Annotated in this window: 13 protein-coding genes; 5 read left to right on the top strand and 8 right to left on the bottom strand. The window is 66.6% G+C overall.

All coding sequences use genetic code 11. The annotated features are described in order from the left end of the window. On the bottom strand, positions 1-1,245 hold the full coding sequence (locus BCY78_RS03555; RefSeq protein ID WP_068297957.1) for a CaiB/BaiF CoA-transferase family protein: 1,245 nt from the start codon (positions 1,243-1,245) through the stop codon (positions 1-3). Between the two features lie 160 nt (positions 1,246-1,405). After that, the gene (locus tag BCY78_RS03560) at positions 1,406-2,782 is read right to left on the bottom strand and encodes a PLP-dependent aminotransferase family protein (protein ID WP_068297958.1); all 1,377 of its coding nucleotides are present in this window, start codon (positions 2,780-2,782) and stop codon (positions 1,406-1,408) included. Between the two features lie 117 nt (positions 2,783-2,899). Here BCY78_RS03560 and BCY78_RS03565 point away from each other — a divergent pair, with 117 nt between their 5' ends. The 3 genes from BCY78_RS03565 to BCY78_RS03575 all read left to right on the top strand — a co-directional run bounded on the left by BCY78_RS03565 (position 2,900) and on the right by BCY78_RS03575 (position 5,629). Continuing rightward, positions 2,900-4,198, top strand: coding sequence for a hydroxymethylglutaryl-CoA reductase, degradative (locus tag BCY78_RS03565; protein ID WP_068297959.1), 1,299 nt, complete (start codon positions 2,900-2,902; stop codon positions 4,196-4,198). 123 nt (positions 4,199-4,321) lie between these two features. Continuing rightward, a complete protein-coding gene (locus BCY78_RS03570; RefSeq protein ID WP_068297960.1) occupies positions 4,322-4,669 on the top strand; it encodes a RidA family protein in 348 nt (115 codons plus the stop codon). Between the two features lie 24 nt (positions 4,670-4,693). Then, complete coding sequence (locus tag BCY78_RS03575) at positions 4,694-5,629, top strand: ornithine cyclodeaminase family protein (RefSeq protein WP_068297962.1); 936 nt, start codon at positions 4,694-4,696, stop codon at positions 5,627-5,629. Positions 5,630-5,654: 25 nt separating this feature from the next. Here the strand turns inward: BCY78_RS03575 and BCY78_RS03580 are convergent, their stop codons facing one another. Genes BCY78_RS03580 through BCY78_RS03605 form a run of 6 tightly spaced genes read right to left on the bottom strand, consistent with a single transcriptional unit; the run spans position 5,655 to position 14,110 of the window. Continuing rightward, entirely contained in the window at positions 5,655-7,595 is a 1,941-nt protein-coding gene (locus BCY78_RS03580; protein WP_158515894.1) for a pyridoxamine 5'-phosphate oxidase family protein, read from the bottom strand. Between the two features lie 23 nt (positions 7,596-7,618). Further along, positions 7,619-9,040 (bottom strand): amidase, encoded by a 1,422-nt coding sequence (locus BCY78_RS03585; protein WP_068297966.1) that lies wholly within the window; start codon positions 9,038-9,040, stop codon positions 7,619-7,621. Positions 9,041-9,068: 28 nt separating this feature from the next. Continuing rightward, the gene (locus tag BCY78_RS03590; RefSeq protein ID WP_068297969.1) at positions 9,069-10,700 is read right to left on the bottom strand and encodes an ABC transporter ATP-binding protein; all 1,632 of its coding nucleotides are present in this window, start codon (positions 10,698-10,700) and stop codon (positions 9,069-9,071) included. Next, positions 10,697-11,527 (bottom strand): ABC transporter permease, encoded by an 831-nt coding sequence (locus BCY78_RS03595; protein ID WP_068297971.1) that lies wholly within the window; start codon positions 11,525-11,527, stop codon positions 10,697-10,699. The genes BCY78_RS03590 and BCY78_RS03595 overlap by 4 nt, the downstream gene beginning before the upstream one ends. A 10-nt stretch (positions 11,528-11,537) precedes the next feature. Continuing rightward, complete coding sequence (locus tag BCY78_RS03600) at positions 11,538-12,515, bottom strand: ABC transporter permease (protein ID WP_068297974.1); 978 nt, start codon at positions 12,513-12,515, stop codon at positions 11,538-11,540. After that, the gene (locus BCY78_RS03605; protein WP_068297977.1) at positions 12,515-14,110 is read right to left on the bottom strand and encodes an ABC transporter substrate-binding protein; all 1,596 of its coding nucleotides are present in this window, start codon (positions 14,108-14,110) and stop codon (positions 12,515-12,517) included. Before BCY78_RS03605 ends, BCY78_RS03600 begins: the two co-directional genes overlap by 1 nt. 317 nt (positions 14,111-14,427) lie before the next feature. On the opposite strand from BCY78_RS03605, the gene BCY78_RS03610 reads away from it, so the two are divergent. Together BCY78_RS03610 and BCY78_RS03615 are read left to right on the top strand one after the other, a co-directional pair. Beyond that, the gene (locus tag BCY78_RS03610; RefSeq protein ID WP_083194800.1) at positions 14,428-15,102 is read left to right on the top strand and encodes a GntR family transcriptional regulator; all 675 of its coding nucleotides are present in this window, start codon (positions 14,428-14,430) and stop codon (positions 15,100-15,102) included. Positions 15,103-15,352: 250 nt separating this feature from the next. Next, complete coding sequence (locus BCY78_RS03615) at positions 15,353-16,630, top strand: flagellin (protein ID WP_068297984.1); 1,278 nt, start codon at positions 15,353-15,355, stop codon at positions 16,628-16,630. The last annotated feature ends 104 nt before the right edge of the window (positions 16,631-16,734 follow it).

A 16,734-nucleotide genomic window follows, 5' to 3' on the forward strand; every position in this document is an offset into this window, starting at 1 on the left:
TCACAACACCCCCGCCTGCGTCAGCCGGGCCAGATCCTCGGACGAGAGCCCCAGCAGCTGAGCATAGACCTGCGCATTGTTCGCCCCGGTGTCCGGCGCGCCCTGCATCGGTGCCGCGGCCTGCGCCGACAGCTTCACCGGATTGCCGAACATCCGCACCGGCTGCGCGCCGACCGGGACCTCGACGATCATCTCGCGCGCGGCGATATGCGGGTCCTCGACCACCTCGGCGATGGTCTTGACCGCCGTCAGGGGCACCCGATCCCCGGCCATCTCTTCAAGCTCCGCCTTGGTGTGGGGCAGGAACCATTGGTCAAGGATCGGCAGAATGCGCGATTGATAGACGGCCTCGTCGAACCGCTTGTCCATCGTGTCGATCTCAGGGTCGGTGGCCAGCTCCGGCGTGCCGAAGATCTCGCAGGAGAGACGCCAGAACTTGTCGGTATAGCCGCCGAAGAAGACATGCCCGTCCTTGCAGGGGAACTGCCCATAGGGCCGCACGAAGGGGTGATCGTTGCCCAGAGGGCAGGCGATGTCGTCCTCCAGCGTGTAGCGCACGACCGCGTTCTCGGTCAGGCTGAGGACGCTGTCCTGTTGCGAGACATCGACGACCTGACCCTGCCCGGTCTTCTCGGCTTCCCGCAGTGCGGCAACCGTTCCCAGCGCGGCATAGAGCGACGCCGAGAGATCGCCGATGATCGTCCCCACCCGGACCGGCGGCCGGTCGGCATAGCCGTTCATCGACCACAGACCGCCTGCCGCCTGCCCGGTGTTGTCATAGGCCGGGCGCGAGGCATTGGGGCCGGTCCGCCCGAACCCGCTGATCGCGGTATAGACCAGCGCCGGATTCTCGGCCCGCAGGACCTCGTAGCCGAGGCCCAGCTTCTCCATCGTGCCGGGGCGGAAATTCTCGATCAGCACATGGGCCTTGCGCACCAGCGCCTTAAGCAGCGCGCGCCCCTCGTCGTGCTTCAGGTTCAGGGTGATGCCGGATTTGTTGCGGTTGTACTGGCCGAAGAACGCGCTCTTGCGGCCCTCGCCGGCGAAGGGTGGGAAATCGCGGGCATAATCGGGGTCCGAGGGGTTCTCGACCTTGATCACAGTGGCGCCCATGTCGGCCAGCAGCATGGCGCAATAGGGGCCGGCGACGACGCGGGTGATGTCCAGCACGACGATCCCAGACAGCGGCCCGGGCCGCGAGGGCAGGTCCGGCAGGCCAGTGGTGGCAAAAGTGTCAACAGTCATCAGTTTCCTCCGTTGCGCCTGTTCTAGGGGGTCGTAGGGGCGAAAGATAGGTACAGTTGGCGCCGGACTGGCGCCACTGTACCGAGGGCACGCTTGGCGCGATCCTTGCGGCAGTGATTTCGTCGAGAAATAAAGGGTTTGACGCGCTCTGGGGGGTCTCTCAGGCCAGTTCGCGCTTCAGGAAACTGTAGAAACGCGGGTCATCGGAACGGGTCAGATTGATCCGAAACGCGGCAGGCCGGCGTTCCTGTCCCACATGAAAGACCCGACCGGGCGCGAGGAAGATGCCCTTCGACAGCGCGCGTCGGGCGATCCGTTCCTCGTCATGGCCTTCCGGCAGCTGGAGGAAGGTGTAGAAACCACCGCCGTCGGGTGCCACCACACTCAACCCCATCGTGCCGACCCGGGCGTTGAAATCGGCACGGCGCTCGGCCAGCCGTTGCGCGGTTTTCTTCAGGTGGCGCTGGTAGCGGCGGTTGGTGATCATCTCGCAGGTCAGCATCTCCGAGAAGCGCGAGCTGTTGACCACGGTGATCAACTTCAGCTCGGCCAATTCCCGGGCGATGCGCGGCGCGGCGATCAGATAGCCGGTGCGGAAGCTGGCGGACAGAAGCTTCGAATAGGTCGAGATCGCGATCACCTGCTCGAACTGATCGAGCAGCGCCAGCGGGGTTCCGGGCTGGTCCGGCAGGTCCGCGAAAGGATCATTGTCGATCACCCGCATCCCATGGTGCGCGGCCAGCTGGAGCAGGGCATGCGCGCTCGGCAGGTCGATCGCCGTGCCGGTCGGATTCTGGCACCGCGATTGGGTGAAGAACAGTTTGGGCCGGTGCAATCGGATCAGGCCGCGCAACTGTTCCAGATCCGGGCCACTCGGGGTGCGGCGCACGCCGACATGCTGGATCTTTGCCAATTTCAGCTTTGCAAACAACGGGTAATAGCCCGGCTCATCGACCAGAACGGTATCGCCCGGCTCCAAATACCGGCGGATGATCAGGTCCATCGCATGGTTCGCGCCGAAGGTGGTGACGACCTGATCGGGGCCGATGGCCATCCCGGCGCGGCGGGTCTTCTGGGGGATGACCTCGCGCAGATCGGCGCTGCCGTAGGCGCTGCCATAGGCCGTCTGGTCGCCCTCGAACCGTTGCAGGAAGTTGCCCGACAGCTTCTGTGGCAGCGCATCCTGCATCCACGACAGGGGAGGGCGCCCGTCGCCGATCCGAACTTGCAATCCCTGATCGAGCTGCGCATTCAGCAACGAGACCTGATCGAAGGCTTCAATCATATGTGGCGGTTGCGGCAGATCGGGCACCGCCCCCCCATCGGTCTCCGTCACGAAGAACCCCGAGCCCTGCACCCCCTGCACCAGCCCCCGCGCTGCGAGGCGGTCATAGGCCTCGACCATGGTGTTCTTCGAGACCTCGAAATCCTCGGCCGCGCGCCGGATCGAGGGCAGTCGCTGTCCCGCCTTCAAGACACCCGAGGCGATGTCGCCGGCAAGGGTCTCGGTGATGCGGTCTGCCTTGCTGGAACGCATGGGGCCTTCCTGATTGTCCTGACACAGCCATGGGTACAAAGACGGATTATCCGGGTCAACTGTACCTTATTGACCCGCGCCACCTGCGCTAGCACCGGGGCAAAGAAGGAGGAGCCGATGGAACCGAAGCCCCAGACCCCTCGCGTGCGCTCGCGGATCGAGAACATGCGCAACCTGGAACCGGCCGAGCGCCGCGCCGCCGTCTGCCGTGCCGCCGGATTGGCGGACAGCGATGACGCGATCCTGCAGGGGGCCGGTGCGCTGCCGCTGACCATGGCCAACGGCATGATCGAGAATGTCGTCGGCACGTTCGAATTGCCGCTCGGCGTGGCCACCAATTTCGTCGTGAACGGCAAGGAATATCTCGTGCCGATGGCGGTCGAGGAACCCTCGGTCGTCGCCGCCGCCTCGTATATGGCGAAGTTGGTGGCGCAGGATGGCGGGTTTCGCGCCCGCGCCGACCGTCCGGTGATGCGCGCCCAGATCCAGGTGCTGGGGCTGAGCGATCCCTTCGGCGCGAAGCAGGGGATCTTCGAGCATCGCGAGGCCCTGATCGAGAAGGCCAATTCGCGCGACAAGGTGCTGATCGGCCTCGGCGGCGGCTGCCGGGATCTGGAGGTGCATATCTTCGAGGACACGCCCGTCGGCCCGATGCTGGTGCTGCATATCCTCGTCGATGTGTGTGATGCGATGGGGGCCAATACCGTCAACACCATGGCCGAGATGCTGGCTCCCGAGGTCGAGAAGATCACCGGCGGCACGGTCCGGCTGCGGATCCTGTCGAACCTCGCCGACCTGCGCGTGGTCCGCGCGCGGGCCGAGCTGCGGCCGGAAACGCTGGGTACCGACAGCCTTGATGGCGCGGCGGTGTGCAAGGGTATCGTCGAGGCCTGCGCGCTGGCAATCGTCGATCCCTACCGCGCGGCGACGCATAACAAGGGCATCATGAACGGCATCGATCCGGTCGTCGTCGCCACCGGCAATGACTGGCGTGCGATCGAGGCCGGGGCCCATGCCTATGCCGCGCGCGGCGGGCGCTATACCTCGCTGACCCGGTGGGAACTGGCCGCGGATGGTCGCCTGATCGGCTCGATCGAGTTGCCGATGGCTTTGGGGATCGTCGGCGGGGCGACGCGGACGCATCCTTCGGCGCAAGCGGCGCTGCGGATGATGAAGGTCGAGAGCGCCTCGGAACTGGCCGAGGTGACGGCGGCGGTCGGGCTGGCGCAGAACATGGCGGCGATCCGGGCCTTGGCGACCGAGGGGATCCAGCGTGGTCACATGACGCTGCACGCCCGCAACATCGCCATCACCGCCGGAGCCTCGGGCGCCGAGGTCGACCGGATCGCCAAGGGGCTGGTCGCCGCGGGCGACATCAGCGTCGACAAGGCACGGGCGCTGCTGGCCGGAGCGTGAACTGTAAAACGGGTTGGGACAGGCGCGCGGCTTCGGTCGTGCGTTTTGCATCCCTAGGTGTCGACAGTTGACAGAAATCGCAATCGCGATAGGATCGCCACGAACGATCCGAAGGACCCTCCCATGACCATCACCCGCATCGAACCCGGCCCGCGCATGAGCCAGGCCGTCGTCCACAACAACACCGTCTATCTGGCGGGGCAGGTGGGCCACGGCCACGGCGACAGCGTCACCGAGCAGACGAAGGACGCGCTGGCGCAGGTGGAGCGGCTGTTGGCCGAGGTTGGTTCGGCGAAGGAGAAGATCCTGTCCGCCACGATCTGGCTGGCCGACATGGCGGATTTCGCCGAGATGAACGCGGTCTGGGACGCTTGGGTCGACCCGGCCAATCCGCCCACGCGCGCTTGTGGCGAGGCCCGGCTGGCCACGCCCGACTACCGCGTCGAAGTGATGATCATCGCCGCCGCCTGACCTCTTGCTCGAAGGGACCTGCCCATGTCTGCTGCCTTCCTGCGCTACGAGGATGCCATCGACCATGTCAGCTGGGAGGGTGCGATTGCCGCCCTTCGTGCCGGCCATCAGCGCCCGCGCGCCCAGTTGGGTGACCTGTTCCATGGCCCCGCCGACCAGACCCTGCTGACCCGCGCGGCGCATATTCCGGGCCTCGGCTACGGGGTAAAGGCGGTGACCGTCTTCGACCGCAATCCGCAGGCGGGCAAGGACACGGTGCAGGGCGCGATGATGGTGTTCGAGCCCGAGCATGGCAGCCTCAGCGCCGTGATCGACGCGCGGCTGATCACCGAGCTGAAGACCGCCGGCGACTCCGTTCTGGGCGCGCTTCTGCTTGCCCGGCCCGAGAGCGAGAGCCTGCTCATCGTTGGGGGCGGGACCTTGGCGCGGAACCTCGTCAAGGCGTATCGGGCGGCGTTTCCGGGGCTGTCGCGCGTCTCGGTCTGGACCCGGCGGCCCGAACAGGCCGAGGCCTTGGCGGCCGAGATGGACGCGCAGGGTTATCCCGTCCAGCCGGTGACGGATCTGGCGGCGGCCTGTGCCTCGGCGGATATCATCGCCACGGCGACGATGGCGCGGGTGCCGGTGGTGCTGGGTCAATGGGTTCGGCCGGGCACGCATGTCGATCTGATCGGGGCCTACAAGGCCGATATGCGCGAGGCCGATGATGCACTGATCGCCAAGGGTCGGCTGTTCGTCGACAGCCGCGACAGCACGATCGGCCATATCGGCGAGCTGATGATCCCGATGGCCGCGGGGGTGATCGGTGAGAGCGACGTGCAGGGCGATCTCTATGACCTCGTGGCCGGGCGCTGCGGGCGGGGCTCGGCCGCAGAGATCACGCTGTTCAAGAACGGTGGCGGCGCGCATCTCGACACGATGATCGCCACCTATGTCGCGCAGGCTGTCGCGGGCGCCTGAGCCCCGTCATCAGCCCGCGCCCGGATCAGCAGTCTATCGTCACATCCCCATCGGGCAGGGCTTGGCACATCAGCGCCTGTCCCTGCACCAGATCCACCGGCGCCATCGCCGGGTGCAGCACGCGACCCGCGACGATCCGCTGCGCACAGGATTGGCAATCGCCCATGCGACAGGAATGCGGCGCCTCGATCCCCTCGGACACGGCCAGATCCAGCAGCGTGCCGCGCGCGGGAGTCCAGCGCACGGCCCTCTTCGAGGCCGCGAAAGTCACCGTGCAGGGCGGCCGGGCCTCCATCGCCTCGGCCAGCGGACCGCCGCCATGGGCCTCGAACGCCTCGGACCGCACGGCGGCGGGATCGGCGCCGAGGGCGATCAGATCACGGGTGAGATCCGCCATGAAATCCAGCGGGCCGCAGAGGTAGAAATCCGCCTCCCTCGGCTCTGTCAACGTTGCGAGCATCGCCGCCGAGATGCGGGCGGCATGGTCGGGGCGATCATCGGGCAGGGGCCGGGAATAGGCCGAGACGAGGCGCAGACGCGGCCCCGCGAAGGGCGCAACGGCGTCGCGGAACAGATGGTTTGCACTGTCGCGCGCGCCATGGACGAACCAGACATCGCGGTCCGGGCCTTCGGCGGCGAGGGCCTCGAGCATCGGCAGCAGGGGGGTGATGCCCACGCCCGCCGAGACCAGCACCACGGGCCGCCCCGGCTTTGACTCCAGCACGAAGCGCCCGGCTGGCGTGCCCAGAAGCAGGGTGTCGCCCGGCTGGACGCCGTCATGCAAGGCGTCCGACAGCCCGCCCTTGCCGATCCGGCGCACGGTGATGCGCAGGCTGTCCTCCTCGGGCCGGCCCGAGACCGAATAGCTTCGGCGCCGGGGCAGGCCGCTCGGGTCCGCGGGCAGCGAGACCGAGACATATTGCCCGGGCAGGATCGGCCCCAGCCCGGCCTCGTCATCGGGGCGCAGGGTGAAGGACTTCACTGCGGGCCCCTCGTCCGTGATCGCGGTGCAGAGGAACCGGCGCCGGCCGCTCCAGCTTTGCGGCACCGCCTGCTGCCAGATCCGCGCTCGCGAGAACGAGGCCGTGCAATGCAGATAGACCTCGCGCGGCGACAGGACGAAGTCGCGGTTGCTGGTACGGTAGGTGCCGTTCAGACGCAGAAGATCCGTCCGGCCCGGCGCGGCGGCCAGAAGGCCGATATCGCCCTCCGGCGCCAGCGGAATGTCGCTCGGTCGGGGCAGATGGAGGACCGTCCCGTGTTCGGACAGCGCGGGGCTGCCCTCGGCGATCAGGTCCATGCGCAGGCGTCCGTCCATCATCCGGGCGGTGATCAACAGGCGCACATCGGCCAAGAGCTGCTGACTGCCGGGGCCGACCCCGCGCGCGACCTTCTCGCGCACGATCGGGCCCGAGGTGCCATAGCTGTCGCGCAAACCGGCGCGGGTCAGCCCCTGTTCCTCGGCCGCGTCCTTTATCACCGGGCTCAGCCCGAGCGCGTCGAAATGCGCGCGGTCCTGCGTCAGCAGCGCCAGCGCGTCGATCGGCGGCTTGCGCCCCTCGGGCCCGATCCAGAAGCCGGCGCGGCGGAAGGCCTCGGTCTCGACGGTCTCGACAAGATTGGGGGCGAGGACCAGCACGCTCAGGGGCGGGGTCTCGTCGGCGGGGAAGGCGCGCAGGACACGCGGATCGGTCGAGATCTCGGCCCGCGCGTTGACCCGCACGAAACGATCCTGACCTTCGCGCAGCGCAAGGATCGCGACCTCGGGATCGGCCAGCACATTGCCCAACGTATCGAGCCGCCGGTTGCCCTTGAAATCGGGCAGCAGCAAGCGGCCTTCGGCGTCGATGCGCAGGACCGAGGGCTGTCCCCCGCGCGGCGAGACATCGAGATGCCCCGCCGCGTTGCGCGACGCGATGAACAGAAGGGGCGAGCCCGCGATGAAGTCCCGTTGGTCCTGATCCATGGTCATCCCCTTCCTGTCGCGTCTCAGGTCGGCAGAACCGGATCGACCGGCAAGATCTGCCCGATCGCGCGTTCCAGCGCCACACCGGCCTGCAGCAGACGGTGGTCCTGATGGCGCCCGGCGAGCAGTTGCACCCCCATCGGCACGCCCGGCACCGTGCCGACCGGCACCGACAGGCCGGGAAGTCCCAGCGTCGGCGTGCCGCTCATCGGCGCGGTGGCGCGGCGGAACCAGTCGTAATCCAGCCCCTCCGACACATCATGTTCGGCCGGCATCGGCCTGGTCCAGGTCACGGCGGTCAGAAGCAGCGGATAGTCCTGGAAGAACAACTGCCATTTGCGCAGCAGCTCCGAGCGCCTCGCGTACATCTTCAGGAAGCCGTCGCGGGTGTCGACCTCGGGGATGCCCTGCGTCAGCACCTGATAGGACAGTTTCATCTTCCAGTCGCCATGAGCCTCCATCAGCAGGCCCAAGCCGGCGCGCATTTCGTTGCCCAAGGACAGCAGCCAGAATTCCATCGCCTCCCACAGCGACGGCGGCGTGACCTCGACCACCTCGTAGCCGGCGTCGGTCAGCATCTCGCCGGCCTGACGGATCGCGGCCGAGACCGCGGGATCGACCGGGCCCTCATCGGTCTCGGCATGCAGCGCGACGCGGCAGGGGGCATGGGTCACGGGGTCGTATTCGCCGTTCACCGGGATCTGCCAGATATCGCGTGGATCGGGGGCCGAGAGCGCCTGCATGGCGAGGCGGATATCCTCCATCGTCCGGGCGAGCGGGCCTTGCACGGCGGCCATCTGCGAGACGATCAGCCGCTCGGCCACCTGGCTGGGGTTGAAGGCCGGGGCCAACCCCGCCGTCGGGCGCAGGCCGTAGATGCCGTTGCAATAGGCCGGGTGACGGACCGAGCCGCCGATGTCGTTCCCGTGCCCCATCGCGCCGATGCCGGCAGCCGTCGCCGCCCCGGCACCGCCGGACGAGCCACCGGCGGTGATCGCCGGGTCATGCGGGTTCAGCGTCGTGCCGTGCAGATCGTTGCTGGTGAAGCCGCGCATCGAATAGCAGGGCGTGTTGGTACGGCCGATGATCACCGCGCCGCCCGCCTTCAAGTTGCGCACGACCGAGCCGTCCTCGGGGGCGATGTGGTCCTTGTAGGCGACGACGCCGTTGGTGGTGGCGCGGCCGCCGTAATCGGCGTTGATCTTCACCGTCACCGGCACGCCGTGCAGCGGACCCAGCGGGCCGGTCCTGCGGAGGGTGGCATCGGCGGCCCGGGCGGCGGCGCGGGCATCGTCATGCAGGGTGTCGACCACCGCGTTCAGCGGCTGGTTGACGGCATCCATGCGGGCCAGCGCGCTCTCGGTGGCTTCGAGGCTGGTGAAATGGCCGGCGGCGATCCCGCGTGCCAGATCGGCGGCGCTGAGGCGCCAGAGGTCGTTGCTCATGGTCTGTTCCTTGTATCCGGTGCGGCGCTCAGCCCGCCGTTTGCATCTGTCGGCCGGCGAAGAAATCGCGGCCCGGCACCGCCTCCAGCAGGCGGCGCGTGTAGTCGGATTGCGGGGCGTCGAAGAGATCGGCGGCGCGAGCTTCCTCGACGATCGCGCCGCGTTGCATGACGACGATCCGGTCGGCGATCTCGCGGGCGACGCGCAGGTCATGGGTGATGAACAGCATCGTCAGCCCCATCTCGGCCTTCAGCTCGGACAGGAGTTCCAGCACCTGCGCCTGCACAGAGACATCCAGCGCCGAGACCGCCTCGTCGGCGATCAGGAAGCTGGGGTCCAGCGCCAGCGCGCGGGCGATGCAGATCCGCTGGCGTTGCCCGCCCGAGAATTCATGCGGGAACCGATCCAGCGCGGCCTTGCCCAGACCCACCCGCTCCAGCCACTTTTCGGCCGAGGCGCGGGCCTCGGCGCGGGAAGTGCCGAAGGCCATCGGGCCGCGCATGATGCTCTCGCCAACCTTCAGCCGCGGATCGAGCGAGGCATAGGGGTCCTGGAACACGATCTGTGCCTGACGCCGGAATTGCCGCAGCGCCTCGCGTTTCAACCCGCGCACATCGGTGCCGTTGAACAACACCTCGCCGCCATCGGGCTCGATCAGGCGCAGCACCATGCGGGCGAGCGTCGATTTGCCCGAGCCGCTTTCGCCCACGACCGCCAGCGTGTCGCCCCGCGCGATGCTGAGGTCGATGCCCTTGGCCGCAACGACCGTCCGCTTGGGCGCGAACAGGCCGGAGCCGGTGGTGAAGGTCTTCTGCAAGCCCTTGATCTGCAACAGCGGTTCTTCATCCGACTGGGTGGCCGCCGCCGATCCGTGGCCCGGCACGGCATCGAGGAGCGTGCGGGTATAGGCCTCGCGCGGGTGGTGCAGAACCTGCGCGGCCGCGCCCTGTTCCACCACCTTGCCATGACGCAAGACGCAGACCCGGTCGGCGATATCGGCGACGACGCCGATGTCATGGGTGATGAACAAGACCCCCATGCCACGCTGTTCCTGCAGCGACTTGATCAGATCGAGGATCTGCCGCTGCGTGGTCACATCGAGCGCCGTGGTCGGCTCGTCCGCGATCAGAAGCTTCGGGTTGTTCGACAGCGCGATGGCGATCATCACCCGCTGGCGCTGGCCGCCCGACAGCTGGAACGGATAGGCCTTGGCCAGCGCCTTGGGGTCCGGCAGGCCGACCTGCGTGAACAGCTCCTGCACCCGCGCGTCGATGGCGCTGGCCGAAAGGCCGGGATCATGCGTCTCGATCGTCTCGGCCACCTGCCGTCCGACCTGCGCCAGCGGGTTCAGTGCCGTCATCGGCTCCTGAAAGATCATCGCGATCTCGCCGCCGCGCAGCCGTCGCAGCTGCTTCTCGGACAGGGCCAGCACGTCCTCGCCGCGGAACCGGATCTTGCCCGCGGCCGCCCGGACCTTCGGCGGCAGCAGGCCGAGGATCGCGTGCGCGGTCATCGACTTGCCCGAGCCGCTTTCGCCGACGAGGCAGAGGATCTCGTTGGGTTGGATCGACAGGCTCACGCGGTCGACGGCATGGGCACGGTCGGCGGCCTCGGGCAGCGCGAGCACGAGGTCTTCGATGGACAGAAGGGCGTCACTCATGCGCGCGAGATCCTCGGGTTCAGGGCATCGTTCAGCGCCTCGCCGACGAGGTTGATGGCGATGACGGTGGTCAGGATCGCAAGGCCGGGGAAGACGCTCATCCACCAGGCCTGACGGATCACGGTGCGGCCGGCGCCGATCATGTAGCCCCAGCTCATGTAGTTGGGATCGCCAAGGCCCATGAAGGACAAAGCGGCCTCGATCAGGATCGCGGCGGCGACGGTCATCGCGCCCAGCACGATGATCGGCGAGATGGCGTTGGGCAGCACATGGCGCACCACCACCGACAGGGTGGATTGGCCCTGACAGCGCGCGGCCTGCACGAATTCGCGGGTCGAGACGCTGCGCACCTGCGCGCGGGTCAGGCGGGCCAGCGGCGGCCAGCTGACCAGCCCGATCGCCAGAATGATCGTCGCGATCGACGGCGTCAGGATCGCCACCAGCAGGATCGCGAGCACGAAGTTGGGGATCGTCTGGAAGATCTCGGTGAAGCGGACGATGGCGCTGTCCAAGGCGCCGCCTGCGTAACCGGCGACGCAGCCCAGCGTGACGCCGATCAGCAGCGCCGTCAGGGTCGAGGCGATGCCGATCACGATCGAGATCCGCGCGCCATGGACGACACCCGCGGCGATGTCCCGGCCGAGCGTGTCGGCGCCCATCAGCATGCCGTTCTCGCCGGGTTGGCTGAAGGGAATCCCCGACATCTCCCAGGGCGAGGCGGGGTAGATCAAGGGGGCGAAGATCGCCATGGCCGTGACGAGCGCGAGCAGGGTCAGGCCGACCGCCCCGGCCGGGCGGCGCAGGAAGGTCTTGAGGAACTGAGGCATGGGGAGGCTCCTATCGCGCGCCGATCCGGGGATCGACGAGGCGGTGGATCAGGTCCGTGAGCAGGTTGATGGCGATCACGAGGATCGACATGACCAGAAACAGGCCCAAGAGCACCGGGTAGTCGCGCGCGGTGACGGAATCAAAGGTCAGGCGGCCAAGGCCGGGCCACGAGAACACGGTCTCGACCACGACTGCGCCGCCGATCAGCGCACCGGCTTGCAGGCCGGCGAAGGTGATGACGGGGCCGGCGGCGTTGCGCAGCATGTGGCCGCGCAGGATGCGGCCCTCGGTCAGGCCCTTGGCGCGGGCGGTCTTGACGTGATCCTCGTGGCTGACCTCGATCAGCGAGGCGCGCATCAGCCGCGTGTAGACGGCCATGTAGATCGCGGCCAGCGTGACGGCGGGCAGCACGAGATGACGCGCCACATCGAGTGCGTACTGCCACGGCGTGAAGCTGGCGGCGCGGATGTTGGCATAGCCGAAGGCCGGGAACCATTCGAGGTTGATGGAGAACACCAGAACCAGCATCAGCCCGAACCAGAACACCGGGGTGGCATAGAGGATCAGCGCCGCCAACGAGATGGCGAGATCCTTCCACGTCCCTTGCCGCAAGCCCGCCAGCGCGCCGAAGAACACGCCGCCGATCAGCGACAGGCCAAAGGCCGACAGGGTCAGAAGCAACGTCGGCCCGAGGCGTTCGAGGATCAGGTCGCTCACATCCGCGCGCTGGCGGACGGAATAGCCCAGATCCAGCGTCACGACCTTGGTGAGGTAGCTGGTGTATTGCACGAACCACGGCTGATCGAGGCCATAGTCGCGGCGGATCTGCTCGATGAATTCCGCATCGGTGGCACCCGATTGGCCGGCGATCACCAGGGCCGGATCCCCCGGTGCGGAATGGACCAGCACGAAGTTGATGGTGGCGATGACGAGGATCGCGAACGCGATCCCCGTCAGCTTCGAGACCAGGCTCTTCACGGCACTCATCAGGCGTAGCGAGCCGTCGCGAAGTTGCCGTTGACGCCCGTGCCGGTGACGATCACGTCGGTCAGCCGGCTGTCATAGAGCGTCGGGTACTGCTGTTCGGCCATCCACAGCACCGGCAGCTCCGCCACGAGGATCTGCTGAACCTCGGAATAGAGCCGCTGACGCTCGGCCGGATCGATGGCGACGGCGGCTTCGGCGAACAGGCGGTCGACCTCGGGGTTCTCGTAGCCCTCGGTGTTGGTGAACAGCACGCCCTGACGGATGTTGGTGCTGATATAGCTCCGCGCCACGCCGAGCGCCGGGTCGGCGTTCTGGTAGAGCAGGTTGTTGGTCATGTCGAAATCCCAATTCGACACGGCCTGTCCCCAGCCCGCCATATCGGTCGAGACCAGCGTGACCTCGATCCCGGCGGCGGCCATCGCCTGACGGAAGTATTCGGCCAGACGGGTCCACATCTCGCCCGCCGGAACGACGAGGAAGTTGATCGACACGCGGGTGCCGTTCGCGTCCGGGGTCAGCCCCATCTCATCGAGCAGCGCCTTCGCCTGATCGACATCGGTGTCATAGACCGGCAGCTCGGGCTCGAAGAACGGGGTGGTCGAGCACAGCGGACCCACCGCCGCCTTCGCCTGACCGAACATGATCCGCTCGACGATGAACGACTTGTCGAGAAGGTGCATCATCGCCTTGCGGAAGCGCAGGTCGTTGAAGGGTTCTTTGCGCAGGTTGGGTTCATACCACAGCAGCGGCGAGAAGAATTCGTAGCCCTGACTGGTCTTGGTCAGATGCGGCAGCGAGGCCAGACGCTCGACATCGAACATCTCGACATCGTTCCAGCACGACATCTGCGCCTCGCCGGATTCCATCGCGACCGAGCGCGAGGCGGCATCGGGGACGATGCGGAAATAGATCTCGGTCAGGCCGGGCTGACCCTCGATGTAATAATCGGGGTTGGCGACCAGATGGATATGCGAGCCGCGCACCCATTCCGAGAACATGAAGGGCCCGGTGCCGATCGGATGGTCGTTGGCCGGGTTGTTGGCGTAATCGGTGCCCTCGTAGATATGCTTGGGGCTGATCGGGGCCGAGCCGGCCTCGAAGGCCTTGAGGAACGGCGCGAAGGGCTCGCGCAGCACGAATTGCACGGTGTGCTCGTCCAGCGCGGTGATGCTCTCGCAGCGCTCGAAATTGCCGCGGGCGCGGGGGTGCAGCTCCATCAGCATCACCTGACACGAGAACACCACGTCCTCGGCGGTGAAGGGCTCGCCATCGTGCCATTTCACGTTGCGCTGCAGGTGGAAGGTATAGGTCAGGCCGTCGTCCGAGACCTCCCAGCTGGCCGCGAGTTGCGGCAGCGGGTTCAGATCGAAGTCGAAGTTCAACAGACCCTCGTAGATCTTCGAGCCCGCGACGATGGTCGGCTGCTGCTGGTTCAGCGGCAACACCAGCATCGGCGGCTCGGGCGTCAGCAGCGCAGTGAGCCCGCCGCCCTCGGTCTGGGCATAGGCCATGCCGTCGTTCCACGGATTGGGCAGCCCGGTGGCCCCAACCGCCAGCCCCGACAGCAGCAGGGTGTTGAAATCGCGTCTCTTCATTCTGTCGTCTCCATGTTGGTCGCCTGAGATCTTCTGTCGGATCCCAGGATCAATCCTGCGGCAGGGCGCATGGGTCAGGCGCATCATCAGGCCGCCAGTCTCCGTCGCCTTCCCGAGGGGGGAGGGCGGCGATCCACCGGTAGTCGAGGACCTGAAAGGGCGAGGAAAACCTGACACTGCACGTTCAACCCGGGCACGCGGTCCGGGATGAGGGGGAGCTTAGGAGTGAGTCATTTTACTGTCAACAGTTGACTGTAGTGAACGATTCAGGCAGTTCATTGACGGCGCTGCGGGAATGAGCTCAAGTGAGACGGACCATGACATCCATTGAAAGAATCCAATTGTCGTCCGTCAGGCTGTCGGAAAGCATCGGTGGTGAACTGATGCATCTGATTGCGGCTGGAGAGCTGAAACCGGGCCAGCGCCTCAATGAGGTGCATCTGGCGAACACTTTCGGTGTCAGCCGTGGACCGGTGCGCGAAGCCGCGCGCGAGCTGGAGGGGCAGGGGGTGCTGATCAGCAAGCCCCGGCAAGGGTTCTACGTCACCAACTACACGCCCAAGGAAATCGTCGATCTCTACGAGGCCAAGCAATGGCTGGATCAGGCGATGGTGCATGACTTCCGCACCCATGGCGACAAGGCCCTGTTTCGCGAGCTGATGGCCGATATCGACCGCATCGACACCTCGGGAAAACTGGAATTTGCCAACAGCTTGCTGGCCTATCGGACCCGGTTGGCCGGCCGGTTGAGCAACCGCTTCCTCGCGGGGCAGATCCTGTCGCTATACCGGCACCTCTACATCGTCTCGGCGCTGCTGCACACCGACCATACCAAGCAGCGGATCGAGCAGATCGTCGGCACCCTGCGCGGGTTCTGGACGGCGATGGTCGCCGGCGAATTCGAGGCCGCGCAGACCGTCCTGCGCGAGGATACAGAGTTCTGGCGGCAGGACGTGGCGCCCCGTTTCGAAGCCGCAATGTCGGCCGGCTGATTCGCCGATTCGGTTGTGGCGATTCGCCCGTTCCTTGGGCAACTGACCATGCTAAGTCGAAACAATCATTGGATTTTTGCCGACAGCTGCCAAATGTGCGCGCGCGTCAACGACTTCTTAAGTCCTTCGTAAGATGTTGGTAAGGCACCATTGGTGGCGCGTCTTCCGCGATGTCGGGTCAGGCGCAGGTCCAGAAGGGGCTTAGACGCCGTCGCAAGGCGGCTTGCTCAAACCCCAGACAGGAAAATCCATGTCATCGATTCTCACGAACAACACCGCCATGGTGGCTCTTCAGACCTTGAAGAACATCAACGCCGGAATGGCACAAACCCAGAACGAGATCTCGACCGGTAAATCGGTCTCGTCGGCCAAGCAGAACTCGGCCGTCTGGGCGATCTCCAAGACCATGGAGTCCGACGTGAAGGGCTTCAAGGGCATCTCGGACTCGCTCGCCCTGGGCTCGTCGACCGTCGCCGTGGCCCGTTCGGCCGCCGAGCAGGTCACCGACCTGATGACCGAAATCAAGGGCAAGATCGTCTCCGCCCAGGAATCGAACGTCGATCGGGACAAGATCCAGAAAGACGTCGTCGCCCTGCGTGACCAGATCTCGACCATCGTGGGCTCGGCCCAGTTCAACGGTCTGAACCTGCTGTCGAACCGCGAAGGCGGTGCTTCGGTCGCCGATATCGTCGGCAACACCGGTACCGGCGCGGGCATCAAGGGTTCGGGCACTGTCGACGTTCTGGCCTCGCTGGACCGTGACGCCAACGGCACCGTGTCGGCCTCGTCGATCTCGGCCTCGAAGGCTGACCTCGGCACGCAGGCGTCGGCTGCCGGTACCGGCACCGATCTGGCCGCGACCGCCTTCACCGGCGCTGGCGCCATCGCCGCGGGTGCGACCGGCACCATGACGGTCGTTGGTGACACCGGTACCGCCGCCCGTGCGGGTAACGCGGTTCTGGCTGGCGACGGCTACACCATCGGCGGTCTGACCGGCGTGACCGGCACCGTTCGCTACGTTGCCCGTGACGGCGACACCGTGAACGACATCGCCAACGGTCTGGCCAACATGCTGAACTTCCAGGCAGAGAAGGACGGCATTGCCATCTCGGCGACCGTCTCGGGCGGTGCGATCACCATCACCAACGGCACCTCGGCGGGCATCACCACCACCTCGACGCTGAACACCGGCGGCACGGCTGGTGGCGGTCTGGAGATCCTGTCGCAGCTCGACGTCTCGACCGAGCAGGGCGCGAAAGCCGCTCTCGCCAGCATCGAGGGTCTGACCCAAACCGCCGTCAGCGCCGCCGCTGACTTCGGTTCGGTTCAAGGCCGCATCGAGATCCAGGCCGAGTATGTCGACAGCCTGATGAGCTCGATGAAGTCGGGTATCGGTTCGCTGGTCGATGCCGACATGGAAGAGACCTCGGCACGTCTGCAGGCGCTTCAGGTGCAGCAGCAGCTGGGCATTCAGGCTCTGTCGATCGCCAACCAGGCGCCGCAGAGCATCCTGTCGCTGTTCCGCTAACGGCCTCGGGCCGGGGCTTCGCGCCCCGGCCCTTCTCTATCTCGTCAAGCGCTCGCCTTGATCAGCGTTTGATATTGTTGCCCTCCGCACCGGACATGCCGCGC

The sequence above is a fragment of the Pararhodobacter sp. CCB-MM2 genome (genome assembly GCF_001691415.1).
Classification (GTDB): Bacteria; Pseudomonadota; Alphaproteobacteria; order Rhodobacterales; family Rhodobacteraceae; genus Pararhodobacter.